This is a genomic window from Stenotrophomonas sp. 82F1 (genome assembly GCF_056861525.1).
In genome coordinates this window covers 44,182-71,139 of record NZ_JBSPUD010000018.1, presented here as the reverse complement: position 1 = coordinate 71,139, position 26,958 = coordinate 44,182, and the positions used below count along the sequence as shown (strand labels likewise).

General features: G+C 60.1%; 18 protein-coding genes. 14 read left to right on the top strand and 4 right to left on the bottom strand.

Annotated elements, in window-relative coordinates; translation table 11 throughout:
• The first annotated feature begins 349 nt into the window (after window positions 1-349).
• From guaB to AC13GI_RS16175, 11 genes are all read left to right on the top strand, one after another.
• Window positions 350-1,807: an IMP dehydrogenase gene (guaB, locus tag AC13GI_RS16225; protein WP_032976170.1), complete on the top strand. Its 1,458-nt coding sequence runs from the start codon at window positions 350-352 to the stop codon at window positions 1,805-1,807.
• A gap of 108 nt (window positions 1,808-1,915) precedes the next feature.
• Window positions 1,916-3,481 carry a glutamine-hydrolyzing GMP synthase gene (gene guaA, locus AC13GI_RS16220; RefSeq protein WP_108265561.1) on the top strand — a complete coding sequence of 522 codons (1,566 nt, stop codon included), beginning with the start codon at window positions 1,916-1,918 and terminating at the stop codon, window positions 3,479-3,481.
• Window positions 3,482-3,807: 326 nt separating this feature from the next.
• Complete coding sequence (locus tag AC13GI_RS16215; protein ID WP_482996832.1) at window positions 3,808-5,067, top strand: tyrosine-type recombinase/integrase; 1,260 nt, start codon at window positions 3,808-3,810, stop codon at window positions 5,065-5,067.
• A 269-nt stretch (window positions 5,068-5,336) separates the two neighbouring features.
• Window positions 5,337-8,336 (top strand): DEAD/DEAH box helicase, encoded by a 3,000-nt coding sequence (locus tag AC13GI_RS16210; RefSeq protein WP_482996831.1) that lies wholly within the window; start codon window positions 5,337-5,339, stop codon window positions 8,334-8,336.
• 82 nt (window positions 8,337-8,418) lie between these two features.
• Entirely contained in the window at window positions 8,419-9,327 is a 909-nt protein-coding gene (locus AC13GI_RS16205) for an AbiJ-NTD4 domain-containing protein (RefSeq protein ID WP_312660156.1), read from the top strand.
• 100 nt (window positions 9,328-9,427) lie between these two features.
• Window positions 9,428-10,141, top strand: coding sequence for a TIGR02391 family protein (locus tag AC13GI_RS16200; protein ID WP_312660154.1), 714 nt, complete (start codon window positions 9,428-9,430; stop codon window positions 10,139-10,141).
• 169 nt (window positions 10,142-10,310) lie between these two features.
• Window positions 10,311-12,041, top strand: a complete 1,731-nt coding sequence (locus AC13GI_RS16195) for an ATP-dependent nuclease (protein WP_312660152.1) — start codon at window positions 10,311-10,313, stop codon at window positions 12,039-12,041.
• Window positions 12,028-13,446, top strand: a complete 1,419-nt coding sequence (locus AC13GI_RS16190) for a UvrD-helicase domain-containing protein (protein WP_312660150.1) — start codon at window positions 12,028-12,030, stop codon at window positions 13,444-13,446. Before AC13GI_RS16195 ends, AC13GI_RS16190 begins: the two co-directional genes overlap by 14 nt.
• A gap of 76 nt (window positions 13,447-13,522) precedes the next feature.
• Window positions 13,523-14,968 (top strand): hypothetical protein, encoded by a 1,446-nt coding sequence (locus AC13GI_RS16185; protein WP_482996830.1) that lies wholly within the window; start codon window positions 13,523-13,525, stop codon window positions 14,966-14,968.
• A 123-nt stretch (window positions 14,969-15,091) separates the two neighbouring features.
• Entirely contained in the window at window positions 15,092-18,214 is a 3,123-nt protein-coding gene (locus AC13GI_RS16180) for a hypothetical protein (RefSeq protein ID WP_482996829.1), read from the top strand.
• Window positions 18,215-18,454: 240 nt separating this feature from the next.
• Window positions 18,455-20,107, top strand: coding sequence for a hypothetical protein (locus AC13GI_RS16175; RefSeq protein ID WP_482996828.1), 1,653 nt, complete (start codon window positions 18,455-18,457; stop codon window positions 20,105-20,107).
• A gap of 327 nt (window positions 20,108-20,434) precedes the next feature.
• Here the strand turns inward: AC13GI_RS16175 and AC13GI_RS16170 are convergent, their stop codons facing one another.
• The 4 genes from AC13GI_RS16170 to AC13GI_RS16155 all read right to left on the bottom strand — a co-directional run bounded on the left by AC13GI_RS16170 (window position 20,435) and on the right by AC13GI_RS16155 (window position 23,711).
• Window positions 20,435-21,163, bottom strand: coding sequence for a hypothetical protein (locus tag AC13GI_RS16170; protein WP_482996827.1), 729 nt, complete (start codon window positions 21,161-21,163; stop codon window positions 20,435-20,437).
• Window positions 21,164-21,281: 118 nt separating this feature from the next.
• Window positions 21,282-21,635: an AAA family ATPase gene (locus tag AC13GI_RS16165; protein ID WP_312660139.1), complete on the bottom strand. Its 354-nt coding sequence runs from the start codon at window positions 21,633-21,635 to the stop codon at window positions 21,282-21,284.
• A 248-nt stretch (window positions 21,636-21,883) separates the two neighbouring features.
• The gene (locus AC13GI_RS16160) at window positions 21,884-22,240 is read right to left on the bottom strand and encodes a hypothetical protein (RefSeq protein WP_482996826.1); all 357 of its coding nucleotides are present in this window, start codon (window positions 22,238-22,240) and stop codon (window positions 21,884-21,886) included.
• A 553-nt stretch (window positions 22,241-22,793) separates the two neighbouring features.
• Window positions 22,794-23,711, bottom strand: a complete 918-nt coding sequence (locus AC13GI_RS16155) for a LysR family transcriptional regulator (RefSeq protein ID WP_482996825.1) — start codon at window positions 23,709-23,711, stop codon at window positions 22,794-22,796.
• Between the two features lie 96 nt (window positions 23,712-23,807).
• On the opposite strand from AC13GI_RS16155, the gene AC13GI_RS16150 reads away from it, so the two are divergent.
• The 3 genes from AC13GI_RS16150 (at window position 23,808) to AC13GI_RS16140 (ending at window position 26,923) form a co-directional block, all read left to right on the top strand.
• Complete coding sequence (locus AC13GI_RS16150; RefSeq protein WP_482996824.1) at window positions 23,808-24,647, top strand: type 1 glutamine amidotransferase domain-containing protein; 840 nt, start codon at window positions 23,808-23,810, stop codon at window positions 24,645-24,647.
• 853 nt (window positions 24,648-25,500) lie between these two features.
• A complete protein-coding gene (locus tag AC13GI_RS16145) occupies window positions 25,501-26,142 on the top strand; it encodes a DUF1629 domain-containing protein (protein ID WP_482996823.1) in 642 nt (213 codons plus the stop codon).
• A gap of 139 nt (window positions 26,143-26,281) precedes the next feature.
• Window positions 26,282-26,923, top strand: coding sequence for a DUF1629 domain-containing protein (locus tag AC13GI_RS16140; protein ID WP_482996822.1), 642 nt, complete (start codon window positions 26,282-26,284; stop codon window positions 26,921-26,923).
• Window positions 26,924-26,958: the final 35 nt, after the last annotated feature.

Genomic DNA, 26,958 nt, shown 5'->3' with positions numbered 1-26,958 from the left:
GTGGTGTCGCGGCCGGGCACGCCGCGCGGTCTTGCTCCGCGTCTGCGGCGGGGGGGGGCGCCCCCCCCCCGCTACCGGGGTCGCGTCGACGCCCCGTAATTCCCGCCGGCCCGCATGACCCGCTCTTGGTAGGTGCCAACCTTGGTTGGCACGAACATTCAGGCGCCAGGACCCCAGGTGGGGCAAAGGCCTCCCGGTTGTGTGCCAACCAAGGTTGGCACCTACCAACGGCGGTGCGCCGGCGTCTGAACCAATTGCCGCCCGCGCGACACTGCGTCGCATCTACCCCCTGCCACAGGCCGCCAAAACAGGGTAAAATGTCGCGCTTCCCCACATCTCGGGTATGCCGATGCTGCGCATCCAGGCTGAAGCTCTCACCTACGACGACGTCTCGCTCGTCCCCGCTCATTCGACCATCCTGCCCAAGGACGTCAACCTCGAAACGCGGTTGACGCGCGACCTGAAGCTCAAGCTTCCGATCCTGTCCGCAGCCATGGACACCGTCACCGAAGCACGCCTGGCCATTGCCATGGCACAGCTGGGCGGCATGGGCATCATCCACAAGAACCTGAGCGTGGAGCAGCAGGCCGCCGAAGTGGCCAAGGTCAAGAAGTTCGAGGCCGGCGTCATCCGCGACCCGATCACCGTTGGCCCGGAAACCACCATCCGCGACGTGCTGGCCCTGACCCAGGCGCACAACATCTCCGGCGTGCCGGTGGTGGGCAGCGACGGCCTGCTGGCCGGCATCGTGACCCATCGCGACATGCGCTTCGAGACCGAGCTGGACGATCCGGTCCGCCACATCATGACCAAGAAGGATCGCCTGATCACGGTCAAGGAAGGCGCCGCGTCTGATGAAGTGCTGCAGCTGCTGCACCGCAACCGCATCGAAAAGGTGCTGGTGGTCAACGATGATTTCGCCCTGCGCGGCCTGATCACCGTCAAGGACATCCAGAAGAACACCGACTTCCCGAACGCTGCCAAGGACATTGCCACCCGCCTGCTGGTCGGCGCGGCCGTCGGTGTGGGCGGCGATACCGATCGCCGCGTGGAAGCGCTGGTCGCTGCCGGCGTGGACGTGATCGTGGTCGATACCGCGCACGGCCATTCGCAGGGCGTGCTGGACCGCGTCAGCTGGGTCAAGAAGAACTTCCCGAACGTGCAGGTCATCGGCGGCAACATCTGCACCGGTGAAGCCGCGCTGGCGCTGCTGGACAGCGGCGCGGACGCAGTGAAGGTGGGCATCGGCCCGGGCTCGATCTGCACCACCCGCGTGGTGGCAGGCGTCGGCGTGCCGCAGATCACCGCGATCGACCTGGTGGCCGAAGCGCTGCAGGACCGCATCCCGCTGATCGCCGACGGTGGCATCCGCTACTCGGGCGACATCGGCAAGGCGCTGGCCGCCGGTGCCTCCACCATCATGATTGGTGGCCTGCTGGCCGGTACCGAGGAATCGCCGGGCGAAACCGAGCTGTTCCAGGGCCGCTCGTACAAGAGCTACCGCGGCATGGGTTCGCTGGCCGCGATGGAGAAGGGGTCCAAGGACCGCTACTTCCAGGACGCCGCCACCGCCGACAAGCTGGTGCCCGAAGGCATCGAAGGCCGCGTGCCGTACCGCGGCCCGGTGGGCGGCATCATCCACCAGCTGATGGGCGGCCTGCGCGCCACCATGGGCTACGTGGGCTGCGCCACCGTCGAGGACATGCGCAGCAAGCCCAAGTTCGTGAAGATCAGCGGCGCCGGCCAGCGCGAGAGCCACGTCCACGACGTGACGATCACCAAAGAGCCGCCGAACTACCGCTCCTGATGCGGGACGAGCAAAGAGGAACGAGGAAGCTGATTCCCGTTCCTCTTTCTCCATCTGCCGCTGAAAAATCTGACGTTTTCGTTTTCCCTACTGCATTGCCGGGGCGCCATGACCAACATCCATAACGACAAGATCCTCATCCTCGATTTCGGCGCGCAGTACACGCAGCTGATCGCCCGCCGCATCCGCGAGCTGGGCGTCTATTGCGAAATCTGGGCCTGGGACCACAACCCGGCCGAGATCGCTGGCTTCGGCGCCAAGGGCATCATCCTGTCCGGTGGCCCGGAATCGACCACACTGCCGGGCGCGCCCGCCGCGCCGCAGGAAGTGTTCGACAGCGGCCTGCCGATCTTCGGCATCTGCTACGGCATGCAGACCCTGGCCGCACAACTGGGCGGTGCCACCGAAGCGGCTGACCAGCGCGAGTTCGGCCACGCCGAAGTGAACGTGATCAACCCGGATGCGCTGTTCAAGGGCCTGAGCGACCACGGCGGCGAGCCGAAGTTGAATGTCTGGATGAGCCACGGCGACCACGTCTCCGTTGCACCGCCGGGCTTCACCATCACCGCCACCACCGACCGCATTCCGGTGGCCGCCATGGCCAACGAAGAAAAGCGCTGGTACGGCGTGCAGTTCCACCCGGAAGTGACCCACACCCTGCAGGGCCAGGCGCTGCTGCGCCGCTTCGTGGTGGATGTATGCGGCTGCCAGACCCTGTGGACCGCCGCCAACATCATCGACGACCAGATCGCCCGCGTGCGCGAACAGGTGGGCGATGACGAAGTGATCCTGGGTTTGTCCGGCGGCGTTGATTCGTCTGTGGTGGCCGCGCTGCTGCACAAGGCCATCGGCGAGAAGCTGACCTGCGTGTTCGTGGACACCGGCCTGCTGCGCTGGCAGGAAGGCGACCAGGTGATGGCGATGTTCGCCGAGCACATGGGCGTGAAGGTCGTGCGCGTGAATGCCGCCGACCGCTACTTCAGCGCGCTGGAAGGCGTGAGCGACCCGGAGGCCAAGCGCAAGATCATCGGCAACCTGTTTGTTGAGATCTTCGACGAAGAGTCGAACAAGCTGAAGAATGCAAAGTGGCTGGCGCAGGGCACCATCTACCCGGACGTGATCGAGTCGGCCGGCAGCAAGACCGGCAAGGCGCATGTGATCAAGAGCCACCACAACGTGGGCGGCCTGCCTGAGCACATGAAGCTGGGCCTGGTGGAGCCGCTGCGCGAGCTGTTCAAGGACGAAGTGCGCCGTCTGGGTGTTGAGCTTGGCCTGCCGCGCAGCATGGTCTACCGCCATCCGTTCCCGGGCCCGGGCCTGGGCGTGCGTATCCTGGGCGAAGTGAAGCGCGAATACGCCGAGCTGCTGGCCAAGGCCGATGCCATCTTCATCGATGAGCTGCGCAAGGCGGACCTGTACGACAAGACCAGCCAGGCGTTTGCCGTGTTCCTGCCGGTGAAGTCGGTGGGTGTGGTGGGTGACGCGCGCGCTTATGAGTGGGTGATTGCGCTAAGGGCCGTGGAGACGATTGATTTCATGACGGCGCATTGGGCGCATCTGCCGTATGAGTTCCTGGGGACGGTGAGCAACCGGATCATCAATGAGTTGCGGGGGGTGTCGCGGGTGGTCTATGACATCTCGGGGAAGCCGCCGGCGACTATTGAGTGGGAGTGAGGGGAAGGAGTTTTCCCCTATAAATCAACAGTTTAGGAAGTCTCCAAAAAGATCATCAACAAGAATGTGATTCTTCTAGGCTGTTGATTTTAAAGACTACTTCGTGTGAGTAATTTACCTTTAAGAGCTTCCAGGTAGCGAAGCTGACGGTAAATTTGACGGGGTGCGCAAGCTCTTTGGACTGGGATTGGCGTAGCCACGAAAGAACTACCGTCAGCGACGGTAGTTCTCCCTCTTAGACATCAGGATTTATGCGGGCTCGCAAGGGTATGTAGGTCTCGTGATAGGTGACGGCAATTGGCCGTTTCAATCAGGAGACTATTCCCGTGCTGACAGACTTCGCCCTGCGGAACTTGAAACCCCGCGAGATCCTTTACAAGGTCGCCGATCGCGATGGCATGTACGTCATCGTTTCGCCGAAAGGCACCATTACCTTTCGATATGACTACCGGATCAATGGCCGACGAGAGACGTTGACCATAGGCCGTTATGGCTTCGGAGGAGTTTCACTAGCCGAAGCCCGAGAAAAGCTACGCCGTGCCAGGCGGCTGCTGGGCACGGGTACTTCGCCAGCGCTACAGGAGCAGCGAGAGAAGGGGCGTGGATCGGAGACCTGTACCTTCAGCGATCATGCCTCCCGGTGGCTTTATGGGGCCACCATGGCCGAGTCGACCCGTTCAATGCGAAAGAGCGTACTGGATCGCGACATCTTGCCGACGTTCAACAAACGCCTTCTTGGTGAAATCCATGGGGAGGATTTACGCGCTCTGTGTTTGCGCGTGAGAGCGCGAGGCGCACCAGCCACCGCCGTTCAAATTCGGGACCTTGTGAAGCAGATATATGGTTACGCGAATCTGCATGGGGAGAAGGTGGCAAACCCTGCTGATAGAGTAGATGCGGCTTCCATTGCCACTTTCGTGCCGAAGGATCGTGCCTTGTCTCCGCAGGAAATCCACCTGATGTCCAAGCAATTGGAGTTCGTGGCTACCTATCCGACGATCCGGCTAGCGTTGCGCATGATCTTGCTGACGTTGGTGCGAAAGAGTGAGCTGATCGAGGCGACTTGGGACGAGGTCGATTTCGAGAAGGCAACCTGGACGATTCCAAAGCAGCGAATGAAGGGGAGGAGGCCGCACGTGGTTTATCTCTCACGCCAGGCGCTCGACATTTTCGTGGCGTTGCATACCTGTGCGGCCGGTTCCAAGTTTGTCCTGCCGTCGCGCTACAACGCTGACAGTTGCATGTCCAAGGCGACCCTGAACCGTGTCACGCAGCTTGTGGTCGAGAGGGCCAAAGTCGCGGGCTTACCACTGGAGCCGTTTACCGTTCACGATTTGCGCCGTACGGGATCAACGCTGCTGCACGAATTGGGTTTCAACCGGGATTGGATCGAGAAGTGCCTTGCGCATGAAGACGGACGGTCCTCGCGCTCGATCTACAACAAGGCCGAGTACGCTGAGCAACGGCGACACATGTTGCAAGAGTGGGCGGACATGGTGGATGCCTGGATCAACGAGCAGACCTACGTTCCGAGACTGTTTCCGGAAAACTTGGCGGGTCCTGTACATTATGGTCTGGGATTGTAGCTTCAGGTAACGCTTTGGGTAATATTGGACCTGGGCGCTGTATGGCCATGTCGGCCGCATAGCGCCAGCGGGCCCAAATGAGGAATCCGCCGATCGACGTGGGCCGGTGTCTCGACATCTTGCTGCGCCAAATCTGGTTCAAACCTATAAGGTATTGGCGACTTACCGCTCCATTCTCTGATCTTTCGAAAGAAACGGATGACCAAGAATTCCTCGAACGATGCATTCCTGCCGGAAGGCGTCTACCAAGCTGGAAGCTAGGAGATTGCGTGGCGATCAAAGCGATTTTCGTCGGTATCAACAAACATCTCGATGCGAAGATCCCAGAGCTGAGCGGAGCCCGCCGCGACGCGACTGCGTTGTGGGCACTGTTCACCGACATCATTGAGGGTTTGGCTGGTCGACTGCTTGTCGATGAGGCAGCCACACATGCCGAGGTATCGCAGGCGATCCTTGGGGCACTGTCGGCCGCGGGCCGGGACGACGTGGTCGTCATCACATTCGCTGGGCACGGTTCTCCCGATGGGAACCTGGTCCTGTTCGATACCAACCCAACTGATCTTTCCAGCACAGGCTTGTCGATGGCCGACTTGGCCGATGCCTTCAAAGCGACGAAGGCGCGTGCGGTGCTGTGCGTGCTTGACTGCTGCTTCAGCGGGCAGGCGCCTGCACGCGTACTGGAGGCTGCAGCGCGCCCGCGAAGCGCATTTGCGTTGACTGGGATTTACGGCGAAGGGCGCATTCTGCTTGCCGCCTGTGCAACCAACGAATCTGCCTGGGAGCAGCCGGGCACCGGACACGGATTGCTTACGCATGCCGTGATAGAGGCGTTGACGGGTGCGGTCGGCGACTCGGTCAGCTTCCCGGAAATAGCCGGCGAGATTATCCGGCTGGCGCGTGTCGAGGCCGAGCGCATCAGCGTGACACAGACGCCTGTATTCCTGGGCAACGTCCAGGGTGGCCTTGTGTTTCCAGCCCTTAAGCGTGGTGACAACTACGCCGCTGCGTTCCCGGCCAGAGCGGTCCAGAAAATGTCGGGATCATTTGCGGAATTTTCCGCGCACGGCTTTCCGCCGGAGATCGTCGATCAGTGGACAACGGACTTCCCGCGAGGCCTCAACGCGCTTCAACTCAAGGCCGTCAACGAACACGGCGTACTGGCCGGCAGATCGCTGCTGGTGGTCGCGCCGACCAGCTCGGGTAAGACCATGATCGGCGAACTGGCTGCGATTCAGGCAGTCACCGCCGGCAAGAAAGCGGCGTTTCTGCTGCCGTATCGGGCGCTGGTCAACGAGAAGTTCGAGGAGTTCAGCGAGCGATATGGACCCGCGGGCCTGCGCGTCGTTCGGTGCAGCGGTGATGCAACGGATGGCATTGGCCCCGTGTTGGGCGGTCGCTATGACCTGGGTTTCTTCACCTACGAAACCTTTCTCAATCTGGCGCTCGGCTCGCCGCGCCTGCTCAACCAGCTCGGCCTCATCGTGCTTGACGAGGGCCAGTTCATCACGGACCCGAATCGAGGCATTACGGTCGAGTTGATTTTCGCGCTTCTGCTGCGGGCGCGTCAGCGCGGCATCGAACCGCAACTGGTGATCTTGTCGGCGGTCATTGGCAACCTCAACAGCTTCGATCGCTGGCTCGACCTGCCCTTGCTGATGTCCCGCGAGCGGCCTGTGCCCCTGGTCGAGGGCGTGCTCGATAGGCGCGGGATGTTCCAGTTCGTCGATGCGGACGGCACTACCAAGACCGAAGCCCTGTTGCCTGCGCATCGCATCGTGCAGCGTCGCGACAAGCCCAGCTCGCAAGACGTGATCGTGCCGCTGGTTCAGCAACTGGTTGGACAGGGCGAGAAGTTGCTGGTCTTCCGCAACATGCGTGGTCCGGCACAGGGCTGCGCCAAATACTTGTCCAAGGAATTAGGCCTGGGTCCTGCGACGACCGTCCTGGACGTGCTGCCGAATCAGGATCTGACCGGCGCCTCGCAGGATCTGCGGGAATGCCTTGCTGGGGGCACTGCGTTCCACAACACCAATCTCTTGCGCGCGGAGCGCGAAGCCGTGGAGAAAGGTTATCGCAACGCTGGCGGCGGTATCCATGCGCTGGTGGCCACCACGACACTGGCTGCCGGTATCAACACCCCGGCATCGACGGTAATCCTGGCCGAGAACGAGTTTATCGGTGACGACGGCCGCCCATTCACCGTCGCCGAGTACAAGAACATGGCAGGACGGGCGGGACGGCTCGGATACAACGAGACCGGCAAGGCCATCATCCTCGCCGACACGCCGATGGAGCGCGCGCAACTGTTCCAGAAGTACGTGCTCGGCGTGCCGGAAGACGTGAAGTCATCCTTCCAGCAGCGCGACCTGCCAACCTGGACATTGCGCTTGCTTAGCCAGGTTCGGGGCGTGCGCGCCACCGAAATTCCTGGCCTCCTGGTCAACACGTTCGGCGGCTACTCTGCATCACGCGCAAACCCGCAATGGATCGCGATCGTGGAGCATGAAGTCACCGCGTTGGTCGAGCGCCTGCTGCAGGCGGGGCTGGCCGAGCGCGAGGGCGAGTTGATCCACCTGACCTTGCTCGGACGGGCCTGCGGGGCTTCGTCCTTGTCGTTTGAGTCGAGCCTGCGACTGGTTGAGTTGATGAAACAACTGAACGCCGCACAGACGTCGCCCACCCAGGTGCTGGCGATGGTGCAGGTCCTCGACGAAATGGATGCGATCTACACACCGGTCATGAAGCGGGGGCGGTCGGAGAGCGTGCGCGCCAATGATGTGGCGCAGCGTTATGGGCATTCGATGACGCAGGCACTGCAACGATATTGCCGGGACGAGATTGAGTTCTGGTGCCGATGCAAGCGCGCGGCGCTCTTGTACGACTGGATCGAGGGTACGCCAGTCGACGTGTTGGAGAAGCGGTTCTCGACCACGCCCTTCGGAGGCGCTGTCGGATACGGGAACATCATCGGGATCGCCGACGCAACCCGCTTTCACCTGCGCTCGACGCACCAAATCCTGTCGGCGCTCTTCCCGGACCAGCCCACGTTCCTGGCGGGACTCGACGAAGTTCTGCAACGACTCGAATTCGGCCTTCCGGCCGGTGCGCTGCAGCTCACAGACGTGCGGCTCGCTCTGACTAGAGGGCAATACCTCGGACTCTTCAACGCCGGATGCTTGACGCCGGAAGCCGTGAACGACTTGAGCAGCGAGCAGCTAGAAGCATGCATTGGTCCAACCAGCGTGTCGCTGCTGAGGCCACAAGCTTGAACACCATGGTCCTGCGCCGGGGACTGAAATTTTTGGATAGAAACGTCGCCACCATCGTGGCGTGGCCGCGAACGGAGTCAACGTGATAAGCGACTACTTCAGCGATCGTCAGAACGGTCCGCGCGCACGCACCGAGCAGGTGATTTCTCCCACTGTCTGGGCGGGCCTCGTGGCAACGGTACAGGCGTTGATCAATAGCGGTGCATTCGGCCTGCGTTTTCCCGAACGCTGCCCGGATGGACAAGCCACTTGCGGCGGCGATGTGGACGCCTTGGCGGCTTCCGTAAGCGCAGAAATGCCGGGTCTGGCTTGGCCGTTGGAGACAGTCTCTCTTGATGGGGAGGGCTACTTTGCCAAGCGCCAGCCGTTCGCGCCGGACACCTTGCTCGTCTTGGACTTCATCGAATTCGTTCACGCGTCAGTGGCAAAGCCGATCTCGGGGAAGTATCACGACTTCTTCAGTCATCACCACCTGACCTTCGACCAGGAAGCGGGGCAGGAGGACTTCCGCGTGACCGTCAATCGCATCTTCGCGCGCAACGGGGTTGCATTCGAGATGCTGCCCAATGGTCGAATTGAACGAGTGCTCCCGCCGGTGCTTGGCGAAGAACTGAAACGAACGCTTTTCAATACCGGAGATCGCACGCTCGACAACATGCTCGACGAGTGCCGGGCCAAGTTTTCGGACCGCAATCCCTTAGTGCGTCGCGAAGCGCTGGAGCGGTTGTGGGACGCATGGGAGCGACTCAAGTCACTGGCTGACCCGAGCGACAAGAAGCGTTCGGTCAAGATCATCCTCGACGCAGTGACCTCCGTGCCGTCGCTGCGGGAGAGATTGGAGACGGAAGCGACAGAACTGAACTCCATTGGAAACAGTCACCTCATTCGGCATTCGGAGATCAGCCAGGTGCCGGTGATCGATGTGGACCAGGTCGACTATCTGTTCCACCGACTGTTCGCCATGATTCAGCTGATGCTGAGGAAAAAGTAAAAGTGCGAAAGCCCGTACGTTGCGCGATGACGGCGGTCGCTCATGCGGGGTTTGGGGGGGGGGCTTGTTAAATGGAAAAGATCAACCGAGGAGAGACGCAATGCTTGAATGGTACTTGGAGGTAAATGCCCTGTTTCGGGCAATGCGTCAGAAAGCGATCGATGCACAAGGCCTCCTTGCGAGCGACGATAAAGCAGGGGCCAAGTTGATCAATGGCTATTTGAAAGCTGACTATCAACTACTGCGCAAGCTGTGGACCGGTGCAGGGTTTCCTGAGCAAGACATGGGAAATCTTGGCAGGCATATCGGATTTGGCGACGCCAATGACTACGACGACATCCTTGCGCGCGATCTTCCCCAGGTAGAGGTGAGGGCGGAAGCGCATGTGCGTGAAGCGACGGGTACCAAACCGAGCATAGGCTTCGAGGAACTGCTGCATCCGGTTATCTTCGCGCATGCCTTCCAGCACTATGTGGACGGACACTACCGCGATGCCGTCTTGAACTCCGTCGTTGCGATCTTTGATCTGATGCGAGAGCGCACTGGCCTGGACCTCGACGGCGCGGCTCTGGCGACACAAGCGTTGAGCTTGGAAAAGCCGCACTTGATCCTCAGCGAACTCGACACGGAGTCGGGCAGAAATGACCAGAAGGGGTTCATGCAAATTTTGGTCGGTGCCTATCTTGGCATTCGCAATCCCAAGGCTCATTCGCTAAATCATGATCTCGACCCGGAGAAGGCCGCACAGTATCTGATCTTCGCCAGCCTTCTAGCCCGACGGATCTACGAAGCGAAAGACGCTCCGAAGGCCTGAGACGCGCCAGTTGCATCGGTGGTTCTCGATCCGACCGCGAGCCACTGGAACTCAGGCGATGTCCTGCGAGGGAATGCAGGTAGCGCAAAGAATCGAGCACTTCGCAATGTGCTTTTGCATCAGGGATTTCTAAAGCGGAACAGGCCGCACACCATCACAGGGGCACCCAATGGCAAGAATAAGAAAAATCGAGATCGCCAACTTCCGTGGCATCAAGCAATTGGTGTGGTGTCCGTCGCCTGGCATCAATTGTCTGATCGGCACGGGTGACAGCGGAAAATCCACGGTGCTGGATGCGATCGATCTGTGCTTGGGCGCCAGGCGCAATGTGCAGATTTCCGACGCTGACTTTTTCGGCCTGGACATCACGGCTCCAATCAGCATCACGCTGACACTGGGCGCGCTGGATGACAGCATGAGTACGCTGGAAAGCTTCGGTGCGTTTCTGCGCGGTTATCACGCCGCCACGGGCATCGTCGAAGACGAGCCGTCTGCCGGTGCAGAAGTGGTTCTCTGCCTGAATCTGACCGTCGCCAGCGACTTGGAACCATCCTGGACTCTTATCTCCGACCGCGCCTCCCAGCAAGGTCTGGTGAAGACACTCGCATGGAAGGACCGTCTGGCCTTGGCGCCGACGCGGATCGGTGCGCTCGCTGACTACAACTTGGCCTGGCAGCGGGGCTCGGTGCTGAACCGCATCTCGGAGGAACGCGCGGATGCTTCGGCGGCACTCGTGAAGGCTGCACGGGATGCGCGCGGCACCTTTGGCGACCAGGCCGAGCAGCAATTGGGAGAAGCGCTGGGGATCGTCGCTGCGACCGCCCAGGAACTCGGCGTCCACATCGGCGCGAAGGCGAGAGCACTGCTCGACTCGCATTCCGTGTCGTTCGGAGGCGGGACCATCTCCCTGCACAACGAGGGCGGCATCCCACTTCGCAGTCTTGGCGTTGGGTCCACGCGCCTGTTGGTCGCAGGTCTGCAGCGTAAGGCGGCCAGCCAAGCCTCGATCGTCCTTTCGGACGAACTGGAGTACGGCCTTGAGCCGCACCGCATTGCTCGGTTTCTCGGCTCGCTCGGAGCGAAGGAAGCGGCCCCGCTGCAGGCGTTTCTCACCACGCATTCGCCAGTAGCGCTCAGGGAGTTGTCGGGCAGCCAGCTCTTCGTGCTGCGCCGCAGTCTCCACGGTCATGAGGCCCGCATGGTGGGCCCCGATAACGACACACAGAGCACCATTCGCCTCTATCCCGAGGCCTTCCTGGCTGGTTCCGTGGTCGTGTGCGAAGGGGCCAGCGAGATCGGACTCCTGCGTGGTCTGGATTTGCACCGAATCGAACATGGCGGCGTGTCCCTGTCAGCACAGGGCATTGCGATGGTCGACTGTGGCGGTGGCGAGCCCGACCGGCCATATGCTCGCGCGGCGGCCTTCCAGTCGTTAGGCTACAGGGTGATGGTCGTACGGGATGACGACAAGAAGCCTACGCCTGCCATCGAACATGCATTCCTACAGGCCGGTGGCGCGGTCGTCGCCTATCGCGCAGGCCGCGCATTGGAGGACGAACTGTTTGGCAGCCTTACGCCAGCGGCTTGTCAAAAGCTAATCAACTACGCATACGAACTGCATGGCGACCTGATCCACGAACACCTGCGCACCGTCTCTAACAACACGCTGACCGTTCAGGCCGTCTGGGACGAAATCCAGAACACGCAAGCGCTATCAGTGCCAAGCCGAGCCCTGCTCGGGCAGGCGGCGCGCATCCGCAAGGCCGGTTGGTTCAAGTCCATCTCGTGGATGGAGGATGTTGCAAGGACTATCGTGGCGCCGGACTTGCCGCTATGCGATCCGGGCTTCAGGGCACTTGTGGACCAAGTATCTGCGTGGGCTGCCCATGGGCCCCGCTGAAATCGACCTGCGCGGGATCGCCCGCGGCACGGTTACGGCACCGGCCGGATGCGGCAAGACGCAGTTGATCGCCCACGCCCTGGCCGCTCACGGAGGTCGCAAACCCATCCTCGTGCTCACGCACACCAATGCTGGCGTGGCGGCACTTCGTGGCCGGTTGGACCGTGCCGGTGTGCCGCACAGTGCCTATCGATTGAGCACCATAGACGGCTGGGCCATAAGGTTGATTGCGAGCTTTCCGGGGCGCAGCGGTCATGACCCGGACATCCTGCGGCTCGCCACGCCGGCGCGGGATTACCCGGCGATCCGCGAATTCGCCTGGAAGCTGCTGCAGGCGGGGCACGTCAGCGAGGTACTGAAAGCGTCCTATGCGCATCTCATTGTTGACGAGTACCAGGACTGTTCGGTGCCTCAGCACTATCTCGTCTACTTTCTCTCGTTGATCCTGCCGACCTGCGTGCTTGGCGATCCGATGCAAGGCATCTTCGGCTTTGGTGGCAACGCCTTGGCCAACTGGGAGCACCAAGTGTGCGCGCATTTCCCGGTCGTGGCGGAACTGGCCACGCCGTGGCGGTGGCGCAATGCTGGTGCGGAAGCACTCGGACAGTGGCTCCTGGAGGCTCGCCGCCTGTTGGTGGCTGGTCAGTCGGTTGATTTGCGTACCGGGCCACTAGCACATGTGACGTGGGTTCAGACCGTCCCTCCCAACGACCACCCGCAGCGACTGGCTGCGGCGCGGACAATGCCGCCTACCGCCGACGGTCGTGTGCTGATCATCGCCGACAGCCGTAACCGTTCGAGCCAGCAGAACTTCGCAAGCCAGACGCCAGGGGCCTCGACCGTTGAGGCGGTTGATTTACAAGACCTCATCGCCTTCGGCAATAGTTTCGATGTTGCGTCTGCGGGGGCCTTGGGGCAACTGCTGGCGCTGGCGCAAAGCGTCATGACCAACGTGGGTGTCGCAGAGCTGACACGGCGTCTGGAGTCGTTGGCCCGAGGAACCGCAAGGAATCCGCCGTCCGCAGCGGAGAGCAGTGCCTTGGCGTTCCAGCGCGGCCCGTCCATCGCCGCAGCCGCAACACTGTTGTCGGAGTTGCGCGAAATGCCGAACGTGCGCGTACATCGGCCCGCCATTCTTTACGGCGTACTCAAGGCGCTGCGTGGGGCCTCGGCAGGAAACGTCCCGCTTGCTGAGGCTGCCAGGCGCGTGCGCGAAGAGAACCGATTGTTGGGCCGCCCGTTGCCCAAGCGTGCGGTCGGCAGCACGCTGCTGCTCAAAGGGCTGGAGGCAGAAGTGGCGGTGGTGCTGAATACGGAGGGCATGAGCGCACAGCACTTGTATGTGGCCATGACCCGCGGATCAATGAAGCTGGTTGTGTGTAGCGCCAGCCCCATATTGGGCTAAGTAGGAGGGGAAAGTGGCAAGAGAGAACAAGTTTGCAAGCTCGGGCGGTGCAAAAGAGACGCCCGTGGGAAAGCTCATGGAGACCATCGTCGAGGACGTGATCACGGCGAAGGCGATGACCTTTGCACAATGGCATGCCCTCAGCGGGAACCCCTTGGTTCCGCTTGCCATTCCGGTGTCGCAAGGCGGGCAGTATCGGGTCACGCAAGCAGGCGTGGACGCAGCTCACTTGCTGTCACAGCAAAGCTGGAAATCACGCGAAGCCTTGCGCCAGACGATTGATCGGGAGGCCTTCATGAAGCTTTCGTTCCAGGCCATCGGGGACACGCTTCGCGACTGCCAATCGCGCCTTCCAATAGTACCGGATGGCCAGAATGAACACGACGTGCTGCTCGGTGACGATTTTTATGCGGTGCTCGCCGACGACTACCAAGCGCGCCTGCAGCAGTTGGCCGCCAGCGCGAGTCCCGACGTCGACCGGCATATCCCTTGCCATCTGTTTCACTCGGATCAGGCCGTGCCGGCATTCTCCGTGGGGCCGGTGCGATTCCTGCCGAGAGTGGAATGGCTCGATTCCTTTGTCAAGGACTCGGAGGTCCGCGAGCTCATCCGCCAGGTCGAGGCTGGTGAACTGGACATAGAGGAGTTGACCGCTCGATCAACTGCCGCCGAGCGTGGTCGCCGCGCGTCGCATGCGTTGGACGTTTTGCGTACGCTGCGCCATTACAGCTGGATAGCTTCCATCCGGATGGAAGGGCATGAGCATGCGCGGTCGCATTTCAAAGCGTCGGTGGTGGTGGGACTTGCGATTGACGCAATCGGACTGAGGTTCCAGGTCGGGGATGCGCGACGATTTACGAAAGCTGGCCGGCAGCATCTTTTTGCAGAGGACCGGTTCGCGACCACGCTGGACGGACGGATATTGCGTGGGTCGAGCGTACAGATGCCTGGCCTTGGCGGACGCCCCCGCGCGCTGGCTGCCAAGATGGCGGGCGAACAATCCTTCCTGGATGCCGCCGGATGCATCTTGCAGCACTACGTCGTTGGACGACGAACCGGACATGCGCTGCATCTCGTCGAACGCTGGGCCAATGCGCTGTATTGGGTCGGTGAAGCTCGTCGCGAGGCTTCCGACTTCATGGCCGTTGTGGACTATGGCTGCGCCGCCGATGGCCTTTCCGGCGCCGGGGGAAGCGCCAAGGACATGACCGCCTTCGCCGAGGCAGCCCTCAAACCGATCGATGACTCTGCGCCTGATGGGAAGCTCACTGTTGATGCTGCAGTCAATACTGTTTATCGCGAAGGGCGCAACAAGCTCGCGCATGGCGAGATGTCAGGGCTGCTAGAGGATCTTGCGGAGCCGCGCGCAGTCGGTGAAGCGCTACTGACAGCTCTGTTCGATGCTGTGACCCCGGTGCTCGCTGATCTCCTCAAGAACGAACCAAATCTGTTTAAGGTTGATGAGAAGCCTGCATATCGTCTGCTTGTGGCAAGACTGGCAGCGAAGAAAGCAACTGCTTGAGGGCTGATATCAACCTAGGCAAGTGGGAAAGGTGCGGTGCCGGGTACCAGGCACAGGCAGTCGAAGAGTCGACTGCAGTGACGCAGCGATTTCCTTCAAAGCACCAACAAAGCGACCTATGCAATGGACTTTATTGACAAACAGATTCCCCCGCCAAAGTCGTGGGAGAAATTCGAAGATTTGACTCGCGCACTGTTTGCCGCAGTGTGGAGGACGCCCCTCGCCCAAAAGAACGGTCGGTCTGGCCAACAACAGCACGGTGTTGATGTCTATGGAACGCCGCAGGCTACACCCGGAAAGAATTTTGGCGTGCAGTGCAAAGGGAAGAACGAAGGCTACGGAGCCAAAGCGACTATCGTGGAGTTCAATGCAGAACTCGCCAAGGCGGAGAAGTTCAAACCAACGCTTGGACATTGGACGTTTGCTACCACAGCGCCCAACGACGCACGACTTCAAGAACATGCCCGACTCGTGTCCGAGCAGCGCGTTAAGGAAGGGAAATTTCCTGTAGTTGCCATTGGATGGGACACGATTCAAGCGCTGCTGTCCAGTCATCAGGCAGTGGTCGAAGAAATCTATCCCGAGCATGCAGGCGATCTCCCAAAAATCATGGCAGCGCTGCGTGCGCTACCAGGAGCCGACGAACTCGATCAGATCCGTCGGAGCCTCATTGCGTTCGCGCCACGATCAGCAGCAGTCAATATTGAGGCGTCTGTGTGGTCCGAGGTTCAGTTCGAAATGGCACGTGATCTTGGGCCTGCACTGATGGGGCGTTCACTCGGGCCCGCAGATGTCGCGGCTTGTCCCACACTTCCGGAGGTAGCTCTGCTGACTGCCGACTTGGAGCGCGCCGGATCTGCTCGACTAGCGGGTGTGCCGGGAGCTGGGAAATCAATCTCAATCCTTCAAGTGGCACGCCAAATGCATGGCCGCGGATGGCGGGTTCTACGTTTAGCTGACCCGATTGGAAAGGTGCCTCCTTTTGACGAGAGCCCAAAACCGACCCTCTACATCGTTGATGACGCACACCTGACCCGCCCCGCATTGCTTAGTGAGTTGGAAGAGCGGGCCACTGCATCGCGATGGGTGTTGAGCGCGTACACGATCTCTGAAGACAAGGGCGGCTTTCCGGGTGCCATCCAGCTTGATGCTAAGCGCGCGGTCCGGGTTATTGCGGAGGGTTTGCGGGCTTCCCCCGAAGCGACGCTTGCCGCTGTTCGTCGCGCCGATGATCGGATCGGCGATCGTCCAGGAGATGAGCAGCTCGATCTGCGCCTCGAGCAGGCTGCGGAGCAAGCGCTCTATCCGTGGCAATTTTGTTTCATCCTCGGAGGAGGATGGCGGCGAGCGAGTGCATTGGCAAGTTCCGCGCGTGCAGCAGGAGCGGACTTGGTGCTCGCCGCTGCGGCAATTCGCCAGTTGGCAGCACGTGATGCGCATTGTTCGCGCGAAGCGTTGCTGCAATTGGTCGGGGACGCGTTGCCGAACTCTGATGGCAATGCCGCGATTGCTTGGCTTGTAGCGCAACGATTTTTACTAAGTGTCGATGATCTTCGCTGTCCACATCAGCGTCTCGCTAGCGTCCTCCTTGCACGTATTCTGGACGGTCAGACAGCCAAAGAGCGCCAGACGATTGCCACTATGCTCAGAACAGTGCTCGCCGACGTTGAGATGCCGCTCGGCGGCCTAGGTGTGCTGCTTGGCGAACTTTCGTCCGCTGGCGAATACGGTATGTGGCGTCGTCTTGTGCAGCCGGCATGGCTTACTCCCGTTCTAGAACGCTGCTGGGTAGCGACGGAACCACTTGGCATTCGGCATGCCTGTTGGTTACTCAGCAACTTGCATGGCTATCTGCCCGAAGAGATGAATGTGATTGCCGATCACAAGGAAACCCTTGCAGAGTGGATACAGGCGGCGCCCGAAGGCGCATGCTATGCGATTGGCCGCGTGATTAATCATGTGCTCAATACCAATAGGGCACTTGGCGAAAGCATCGTCGCGCTAGCTGATCCACGCACATTGGCGACGGCGATCAGTGTCGCAGCCCCGTTGCATGCTGGTGAGATCGCCAATTTGCTTTCGATGATGGGTGCTGGCAGGGATGATGTGTGGAAGGCCTGCTATCTTGAACACGTCGACCACGACGCGTGCCATCGTATCGTGTCAACATGGCCGCAGGACGCCTACCTGTCGGTCGTCGCCGATTTTTGCGAGCATTTCTGCTACTTCGAACCAGAATTCGGGTTCACGCTGATTGAAGCACTGATCCCGGCCATCGCCGATCGACTACGTGCCGCTCCACAAGACGCGTTCGACGAACTGCGCGATATCGTGTGGAACGCGTTGCGGCTTTACGATCCGCTTCACATCTATGTAGGCAAGTTGGCACCTTCTCGGCGAATGCGGCAGGTAGGGCGAAAGATCTGCAGGTGCTGGTCGCCGAATGATCTCGCAATGAGTTTGTCGCGTAGCACGCAACGAAACTTCCAAGCAGCCGCAGGGCTTCTTAGCTTCATGCATAGGGCGTCGCCAAAGCAGTTCGAGGCGACGGTATTAGCGCTCGATTGGGGCGAGATCGACCAAGCGATAGGCCCAGATTGGGCGGAAAATATTGGCGATGCAAGAATGCTGCTCGGGGTCGCGTACGCCGTACCTGCGGCGAGACTCGCAATCCAAGCGATGGTTAAATGCAATGAACCGCGTATCGTCAGCATGTCGACACATCTCGCAGCGATCGCTCCTGCTAGCGCGCTACGTCATATAGCGGCGGGCAAGCGCATTGCGCTCTGCCATTGGGGCCACGTCGATTGGCAACTGGGAGCATTAGTCCTGGCGAGGATGGTTCAGTCGGAGCCAGCACTAGTTTCCGCTTTACTCGAACCGCACTACGGTGGGTTGGCGGAGGCGTTGTCGCAGCCCAGCCCCACTTTCTACAATGAAGGACTATTGTTTCTACGCCTTCTCGCGCAGGTTGAGGCTAGTGGCCTAACTCGGGTGCTAGATCAAATCGATGTAAAAAGGGCAAAGCTGGGCTGGCGTGACGCGCTTCGCGGTCGGGAGAACAGTCGTGAGCCTGGCGCAAAGGCGCAGGCGCGGCAGGTTGCTTCTTTGCTGGTCCATCATGCGTTGGATCGCGGTGATGCAGTTGGCGAGCTTGCGCGCCAACTGCGGCACGACTTTCCCCGTCAATCTTTACCGGCTGCAAAGATTCTTGAGCCGATTGAATTGAGTGACATGAATGAATGACCCGTTGTGCCATTGCCTAACGATGGGGCTTCGGTGACGTGATGTCATGTTGCCGGCGGGCGAGGTGCCACGACAGCAAAGCCTGTATTTCTTGACCACTATTGAGACCTCCCAAGAAGAATCATGCCGTTTGACTATCTAGCAGCATTTCCCATCCCGGCTAACGTACTGCCCCCAAGGCTGCGCGGCCTGCTTGAGCCTGTCGGCTTGTCGCCAGACCAAGTCGTGGAGGTGGCCTCCATGCACGAATCCGATCCACATGGGGAGCAAGCCGAACACCTACATCTGCTAATGGCCGTGGTTCCCGGGGTGGATGAGGGGCCCATAGAAGTTCCATCTGAAGCCGGCAATGGTGTGGTCGAATATTCCGTTCCTGCAGGTGATAAGCGTGGTTGCTCCGCCAATTTCTCTCCGTCAGTATCGGGGTATGACTACATTGTTGCGGCGTGGGGTAACGGCTCTTTCTACACCTTCAATCTAGCTGAGAAAGTCTGGATGACGCTTGGACTGACACCCCGTTGTGTCGGGAATGATCAGCAACGTCTGGTCTACGACGACCTGGGCCTCCCAGAGATTGGTGTGGCAGAGGGAGAGGTGTCCAGTGACTATCACTGGAGCTTGAAGAGATCAGTCAGTTGGCGCATGTCGAATGAGTACCTTCGTCGCTACCTTTGGCTGCGTGGCGCCCGGGGCGTGCGGGTCTTCTACTACTCAGCCTTGCTACCAGACGTCCCCGAAGTCCGCGCAATCATGGGAGGAGAGTCTCATGTAGTTCGCAAGCCTGCCGAAGGGGTCGCTTGGCATGAATTGGACATCCGCGAGCACAGGGGCAGGCTTCTGCTTCAGCTATGGGCTTCGGTCGAGGCGGTGATGCCAGATCTCTGTCCAGAGCAGACCGCTGAAGGCATTCAGTGGCCTGGCGATGCTGAGCCCATGACTCACGCGCGCGCGAACGCCTTGGTGGGACACGATCCGGTCTATCTTGACGATCGGTTTCTCGAGAAGTACGAACAGAGTGTTTTCTACGACTCGACGCCAGCTTATGTCTGGGGTAGATGGTTCTGTAGCCCATCGTACCGGGGGCAGTGGAGTTTTACTGAATGCCGGCGAGTCGGAAGAAATCTCATTCAGGTGCCGATGCGGGAGTTGTATAAGCCAAAGCCAGATCGCGAAATCGTGCTTGCTCGATCATTTGCGATCGATCCGGCCGACTTGGCGCACGTGGATCTGGAAGAAGAGCATGTGGTCGCCAAGGTGCAGCGGCTGCTCGATGTGCTTCTACGATTGGGCGATGGCCTTTCCGCACTCGGTGTAACCGTGGGATTGAATAAGTCAGCAGTAGAGCTGACCGGCTTTGATCGTGCAGAGGTGGCAGCTAATGGTTGGCTGGCCTATCCGGCGCTCGGTCGGTTGGCCCAGGTTGCTCCGCTGAGCATGACGCAGCAGATGTTCCTCGCTCGCTGCAAAGGCTTGCACGAGGTGTGGCAGCGCGTTCCAAACGGCCACCTCAAGTCATTGTTGGAGCGAGCTGGGTGTCCGAAGGGGGCTGTCAAGGAGCTGGGAAGCCTTCGGTTGCTGCAGGCTCTTCTAAACATCATCGAAAGGCTGAACGCTCACGAGGAGGCAGGCGATGCCTTTGCCTCAGGCAAAGAGCCAGAGGGTTGGAACGACCGCAATGAAGCCATGGCCCCCTTGTTCTTGAACAACGATCTCAGAATCGCCGATGCGCACGAGGCAGTGGAGCAATGCTTGACGACCTTGCAGCGGCTAGGCTTCGACACAGCTAACGTCAACGCAGGCTACGGACGAGCGCTCGATTTCGTGTTGGACGGCGTCATCAATGCCTTGGGAGCAGTGGCCGCCGCTATCGAGAGGTTGTTAAGGCGAGCGTAGGCTGACCTGTAAAAAATCAGGGGAGGGGACAAGGCTCGCCGTCTCCTGTATTCTTGCTACGTGATCGATGATGCTGTTGCCAGAGTCGCCGCCCCGCAAATCGCTCCATCTCCCGCGCCAGCAAAAGATCTGCGCTTCTGACGGTAAAGGCGACGGTAAAGACCCATGTCCATCACAGCCAAGTCCTTTAATCATGCGGGTTTGGACGACCTGTTGATGATCGAGTGGGGATGAGTTGAAAGAACGAGGGCGCCGAAAGGCGCCCTTGTTGTTTGTGGGACGTCGCTGGGCCGCTGGGGCTCTCTCGATCCGTTTGTAAGCTCCAGCTCAACGATGGATGGTTTTTCTCTTTGTGGAATTGTAATTCAGGATTCCATTGGTGACCTGCGCGCCTTCGAAGAGGTGTGAAGTGCCCTTGTAGTGGATGAAGAGCTGGCGCGCGTCTTCCCTTCTCGCAGGATCCGGCTCCTCGAGAATTCCTTCAATGTGCATAAGAATCCATGTGCACAATCTGGCATCATCCATTGCGGTACGAAGGTTGGCGCTGGTGATCAGCTTTACGCTCCGAATAAATCGGATTGCGGCGTCATGAACTTCTTGGGCTGTTGCATCTGCCACGTGCCAAATCCGCCCAGTGGCCATTAATAGTCTCGCCTGTTCGTCCAGGCTGGAAAAGATGATGCCGTCGCCATAATCTTCGCTGGATGCCCATATTTCGTGCGAAAGCACGTTTCTGAGTTCGTATAATCCGCGAAATAATGATCTCGCATAATTGAATGCCGATAGTACAATTGGATCATGCTCGCTATAGGGGAACGAGCACAAGAAGTCTATTCTAGCCTTTGGGCTAGGGAATTCCTTAAGCGTACGCTTTGCCGCAAGAAGCTCGGACCCATGTGTCACGTAAATTATCTTTTGAAGAAGATGTTGCAATAGTGTGCATGACTGGATGACGGAGGAGCTTAGGTCGGTAAAATGGGAGGGAATATCGATGTCAGCGCCAGTGCGCAATGAGATTGTTGTCCTTTCGACGATCGATCCGTAGTAGCTTTTCATGATTTGCTGGCTGCTGTGGTCAGGGGGTGTTATGCCCCCGTTATGCCTTCTTATTAAAAAATCGAGCTAGACTGAATTCGTCAGCGATAAGATAATTCTGCAATCAGGCGGTGTTGGTTCAGAAGGCCACGTCGTATGAGAAGGTAAGATCCATTCGCATCCGAGGTGCGAGACGTCGGGCAATCGCGTACTTTCGCTCTGACTCGACCGTGGCCAGCAGTGCAGATTCGATCCGTTTGAAGTCTCTTTGACGAATCTGCGAGAGGTCGTGTAAGGAGATGCCCGACATCTTGGGTGTTGCCACACCTTCTGGTGTCCGAGGTTTCGTGAAGAGCCGAAGCGCATCCATGACGGACGTCTTGCCGCTGTTGTTAGGCCCAACGAGAATGGTCGTTGTGTCTTCGTCAGCCAGATTTATCGTCAATCGGTGAAGCACCCGAAAATTCCGGATCGATATGGTCTTCAGTCGCATAACAACGCCTTCCTTGGAGCGTGCTAGTCCGCCATCCAGAGTATAGGAGGCCTGATCCCGTGAGAACAGTCAGATTGCATATCGTCGGTATCGGTGTTTTTGGGGGTCTCACTTCGAACGCACCTATGTCACTTCATTCGCTCGGGCTTGGTTTGGAAATATGTTAAACAACGTATTTTCCCGAGGTGATTGATTACTAGTCAGTCAGAGGTTGCGGTGCATTTCTGGGCGGCTGGGGATGGCCGCGATCACTCCGGCCTCACCTCCCGACAAGCCCACTCAGCTAACCCTCGGCAAGCCAGGAACAGCCCATCAACCACCCCCTCATCCAGATGCCGCTCTGGCTCCGCTGCCACCCGACAGCGATCTGCCGAATGCAGCACCTCCAGCACTGTCAGCAGCCCCACCAACGCGCGCTCGGTCCTCGCCAGGCTCATGCGTCGCCCAGGTGACACATCGTTCTCCGGCCAGGGTAGTCCATCTGAGCCCTCGCAGCCGCGTATGCGCTTGAGGATGCCGAGCAGGGAGTTCAGGTCGGGCAGCGGGGTGTCGTCGTTGATGGGCTCAACGGCGGTGTACGAAGAGAAGGTGTCGGATTCGTTCATGGCGTCGGTTTCCTTGGCTGTGCTTAACAGCGCCACCGCGTAAGCGGGTGGCGGACGATGCGTGGCTGCAAACCGGGACGAAGTAGTGCCATGACCGGTGGGCCCGAAGACCCCCACGCACCGCCCGCCATAAAGGCCGACGGATTGCCCGCCGGCGCCGGTTAAGGACGGCGCCGACGGGCAAGCGTAAACAACAGGCACATCGAACGTCACGGGTTTGCAGACCCGGTGCCACCCGTTGTCGGTGGCGCGCCATGGTGTCTACGCGGTCGCTTCGAATGCAAATTGAAATTCGCGAGGAAATCGCGGGATTCGAGAGCGAAGAACTATTGTTGCACGCGCCAGTCGTGCAGCACGCGACGCCACGAGACGCATTCGCGCAGATGCCCTGCGGAGTACGAATCAAAGTGGCGTAATCGCCCATGCCGCAAGCGCATAGCGCGACGGCCTTCTTTACAACAGTTCTTAGTCAGCCTCGGCAGACAACGGCACGCGATTAGCCGCACACCACAAAAATCGGTTCAAACCCGACACCGTTAACAAGCTCACAGCTTCAACCAACGCCATCCTTAGCCGCATTCCCCACCAGCAACTCAATCATCGCCCGCGCCGCCGCCGACTGCCGCCGATGCGGCGCATAGATCACCGAGAACGGCCGCGATCTCCCGCGCAGCTGCGGCAGCACCTCCACCAGCTGCCCACGCCGCAACCGCTCGCGCACGATGAACTCATAGCTCTGGCAGATGCCGATGCCCTGTTCGGCCAGCGACACCACGCCCAGCACATCGTCGGAGGTCTCGATGGACGAACTCGGCAGCCAGTCCACGTCGCGCCCACCGTCGCGGAAGATCCAAGGCGCCAACCGCCCGGTGCGCGGCATCACGAAGGGCAGGCACAGGTGCTGCTGCAGATCCTCCAGCGTCTGCGGCGTGCCGCGGCGCTGCAGGTAGTCCGGCGCGGCCACCAGCAGCAGTGGGGCGTCTTCCAGCTTACGCGCCACCAGCCCGCTGTCCGGCAGCTGGCCCAGGCGGATGGCCAAGTCGAAGCCTTCGGCCACCAGGTCTACGTTGCGGTTGGTGATGTTCAGTTCCACCTGCACCTGCGGGTACTGCTGCGCAAAGCGCGCCAGCACGGGCGGCAGCCGATAGTGGCCATAGGTGGTGGGCACGCTCAGACGCACGCGGCCGGCCAGCGCGCCGTCCTGGCCCTGGACGGCGCGCTCGGCGTCGTCCAGCAGGCCGAAGGCGGTGCGGACCTGTTCCCGATAGAGCCGCCCGGCGTCGGTCAGGCCCACGCGGCGGGTGGTCCGCTGCAGCAGCTGCCGGCCCAGCCGCGCTTCCAGGCGGGTGACCGCGCGGCTCAGCACCGAGGGCGTGGTGGACAGCGCCACCGCGCCGGCCGTGAACGAGCCGTGCTCGACCACCGCCAGGAACACCTCCACATCGCCCAGGTAGTCGAACTTGCGGCTCATTTGGCTCTCCCGGGAACAGATGTTTTGCGATGGGGCCAATTTATCGCCGCTGGGGCGATGAATAAAGTGGCGGCCATTCCCCGATAGGAGCTCCCCATGAACCTGATGACCCGGCTGGCCGCAGCGCTGGCCCTGACCCTGGCCGCCAGCGGCGCGCAGGCCGCCAACGTGCTGGTGGTGCTGTCCGACGAAAACCACCTGGACCTGAAGGACGGCAAGGTGCTGTCCACCGGCTTCTATCTCAACGAGTTGATGCAGCCGGTCAAGCTGCTGCTGGACGCGGGCCACGAGGTGACCTTCGCCACGCCGCAGGGGCGGGCGCCGACGGTGGATGCGTCCTCGGTGACGCCGGCGTACTTCGGCAACGATGCCGCGCAGCTGACGCTGCACAAGGAGCTGCTGGAGAAGCTGGCGTTGACCTCGCCGACCGCCTCGCCGGTGGTCAGCCTGGCGCGCGTCGAGCAGCGGGGTTACGCGCGCTTCGATGCGGTCTACATTCCCGGTGGCCACGCGCCGATGCAGGACCTGCTGAAGAGCCCGGCGCTGGGCCGGTTGCTGGCCGACTTCCACCAGCGCAACAAGACCACCGCGCTGGTCTGCCACGGGCCGATCGCGCTGCTGTCCACGTTGCCGGATGCTGCGGGTTTCGTGGCGACGCTGGATGCGGGTGTGATGCCGGCCACGCCGAAGTGGATCTACAGCGGCTACCAGATGACGGTGATCAGCAACCAGGAAGAAGAGCAGGCCAAGCCGCTGCTGGGCGGCGGTGAGATGAAGTTCTACCCGCAAACCGCGTTGGTGCGGGCGGGTGCGCGGTTCAGTGGCAACGCCACGCCGTGGACCGGGCATGTGGTGGTGGATCGTGAGCTGATTACCGGGCAGAACCCGGCTTCGGCGCTGGAGGTGGGGCAGCGGTTGGTGGAGCGGTTGAAGTAGGGCGGGGTCTTACCGTGGATCTTTCACAGGCCCATCTCTACCGTCGATGATCACTACGAGCTGCGGATGTTCCTGCTCAAAATCTCTCTTCTCCCTTTCTGCTTCTCTTGAATTCTCATAGTCCGCAATGGACCGGATCCCGCTCTCACCATAAGCTTTGGCGTTTTCCTCTTTCGCAGTACAAAGCCTTTTGTACTGCCAGATGAGCCTTTCAAGGTCCTCGTCGGAGTACAGACGGCGCAGGTCGTAGAAAGCGGGGTCTCTACCGGGCAGGTGTCAATCATCCTTGCGTTTGTGAGTGTCTTGGGGCGGTGCTAACGGCTGCACGAGCTGGAGGTATCCAATCTCGCAAAGCCGGAAGTGACCACCGCCATGCCGGGGGCAGGATACGTCGGTGTGATCACGATATGCATGACGACAATCGCGACGTCTCCAGTGAAGGGGAGGTCCAAACCGCCTGCCTCAACGCCGGGGCGGGCGTCATTTCCTTCGTTACGAATCGCCAACCAATGGACACCTATTGCCAAACATTCTGGGCAATGACGCCAACTGAATTGGACACGTCCGCCAGACGGAACAACAGAGCGAGCCGGGATTGGAGGTGAGACGGCGCTCGTATCGCGCTGATCTAGTCAGGGGCTGATGTCGTGATCGGCGCGCGTTGAATAGGATCTCCGTCACGCTGGCATTTCCAGTGTCTGGCCCACGGTTGCTTTGGTTCCTGGCCAAAGCCCATGGGCCCCACGCATTGCTTCACCTTGCCTACCGAGATGCAACTTGGCCCGCCAGTGGGTGGAGGGGTAGGCTACCCAAGACACTTCCGAAGACGCAGCCAAAGGGCAGGACGCAAAGAATGGAATCGACAATCACCAATCCACCTCGTAAGGGCGAGTTCTTCCAGCTGCAGCCAGATGTCCGACGAGGCGGAAAGGGCCACGGGGTGGTCTTTGAGAACGAGGACGCCCTACTTACCCCTCCCAGACTCATTTTGTTGCCTAAGACAGGTGGCTTCCCAGTGTTGCGCGAAACCCCGCGCTTGGTCTATCACCCTCGCGAAGGTGTACTCCCCGAGGATCTGGAAGGCGGGATGAGTGGCTATTGGCTGGTCTCCGAGCGCCTGCGTCAAGTGATGGAAGCGGTCGACCCTGATGCATTCGCCTTCGCCGATGTCGACTATCGCTTGGTCGACGGTTCAAAGGGGCCGACCTACTACCTCTGCGATGTGGTGCGTACGTTGGATGCCTTGGATGAGGAGGCATCTACACTCGACATCGAGATTAGTGATGAGTTTGAAGCCGGTAAGTATTACGGGCTCACGGGTGATGTCCGGCTGGCCTTCAAGCGTGAGGTTCTGGATTCGGCCCACGTGTTCAGATTGGCGTTCCATGGAGGGGTCTTCTGCGATCGCACATTCAAAGATGCCGTGGAGGCCGCCGGAATCGTCACGCCCAGGAAGTCCAACGGCCTCTGGTTCGAAGACGTTGTGAACTGCTGAGCCGGTGACATCGGCGACAGGGAAGGAACCTGGCCATGCCCACCTACCGTAGGTAGATGCAATCTTGGTCGTCAGTGGGTGAAGGGTTAGGCTACCTAGGACACTTTTGATAACGCAACGGCAAGGCAGGACGCATAGCATGGAATCAACATCCATCAATCAACCGCGTAAGGGCGAGTTCTTCCAGTTGCAGCCGGATGTTTGCCGAGGCGGCAAGGGGCATGGAGTGGTCTTTGAGAACGAGGACGCGCTACTTATCCCGCCCAGGCTCATTTTGTTGCCCAAGGCCGGTGGTTTCCCACCGCTGCGCGAAACCCCGCGCTTGGTCTATCACCCTCGTGAAGGTGTACTCCCCGAGGATCTGGAAGGCGGGATGAGTGGGTATTGGCTGGTCTCCGACCGCCTGCGTCAAGTGATGGAAGCGGTTGACCCCGACGCGTTCGCCTTCGCCGATACCGACTATCGCTTGGCCGATGGTTCCAAGGGGCCTACTTATTTTCTTTGCGATGTGGTGCGGACGTTGGATGCCCTGGATGAGGATGCCTCCCAACTCAACATCGTGATCAGTGACGACTTTGAGGCTGGCAAGTACTACCGCCTCACAGGTGACGTGCGGTTGGCCTTTAATCGCAAGGTCCTGGGTTCAGCGCATGTTTTTAGATTGCCCTTCCATGGAGGGGTCTTCTGTGATCGCATATTTAAGGATGCGGTGGAGGCTGCCGGAATCGTCACGCCCAGAAAGTCGAACGGACTCTGGTTTGAAGACGTTGTGAACTGCTGAGCCGGTGACATCGGCGACAGGGAAGGAACCTGACC

Bases quoted from the DNA above. Each gene is read 5' to 3' on its own strand.
- AC13GI_RS16195 (WP_312660152.1), top strand. From the start codon at position 10,311: ATGGCAAGAATAAGAAAAATCGAGATCGCCAACTTCCGTGGCATCAAG.
- AC13GI_RS16200 (WP_312660154.1), top strand. From the start codon at position 9,428: ATGCTTGAATGGTACTTGGAGGTAAATGCCCTGTTTCGGGCAATGCGT.
- AC13GI_RS16145 (WP_482996823.1), top strand. From the start codon at position 25,501: ATGGAATCGACAATCACCAATCCACCTCGTAAGGGCGAGTTCTTCCAG.
- AC13GI_RS16165 (WP_312660139.1), bottom strand. From the start codon at position 21,635: ATGCGACTGAAGACCATATCGATCCGGAATTTTCGGGTGCTTCACCGA.
- AC13GI_RS16190 (WP_312660150.1), top strand. From the start codon at position 12,028: ATGGGCCCCGCTGAAATCGACCTGCGCGGGATCGCCCGCGGCACGGTT.
- AC13GI_RS16160 (WP_482996826.1), bottom strand. From the start codon at position 22,240: ATGAACGAATCCGACACCTTCTCTTCGTACACCGCCGTTGAGCCCATC.
- AC13GI_RS16140 (WP_482996822.1), top strand. From the start codon at position 26,282: ATGGAATCAACATCCATCAATCAACCGCGTAAGGGCGAGTTCTTCCAG.
- AC13GI_RS16180 (WP_482996829.1), top strand. From the start codon at position 15,092: ATGGACTTTATTGACAAACAGATTCCCCCGCCAAAGTCGTGGGAGAAA.
- AC13GI_RS16185 (WP_482996830.1), top strand. From the start codon at position 13,523: ATGGAGACCATCGTCGAGGACGTGATCACGGCGAAGGCGATGACCTTT.
- AC13GI_RS16175 (WP_482996828.1), top strand. From the start codon at position 18,455: ATGCACGAATCCGATCCACATGGGGAGCAAGCCGAACACCTACATCTG.
- AC13GI_RS16150 (WP_482996824.1), top strand. From the start codon at position 23,808: ATGAACCTGATGACCCGGCTGGCCGCAGCGCTGGCCCTGACCCTGGCC.
- guaB (WP_032976170.1), top strand. From the start codon at position 350: ATGCTGCGCATCCAGGCTGAAGCTCTCACCTACGACGACGTCTCGCTC.
- guaA (WP_108265561.1), top strand. From the start codon at position 1,916: ATGACCAACATCCATAACGACAAGATCCTCATCCTCGATTTCGGCGCG.
- AC13GI_RS16155 (WP_482996825.1), bottom strand. From the start codon at position 23,711: ATGAGCCGCAAGTTCGACTACCTGGGCGATGTGGAGGTGTTCCTGGCG.
- AC13GI_RS16170 (WP_482996827.1), bottom strand. From the start codon at position 21,163: ATGAAAAGCTACTACGGATCGATCGTCGAAAGGACAACAATCTCATTG.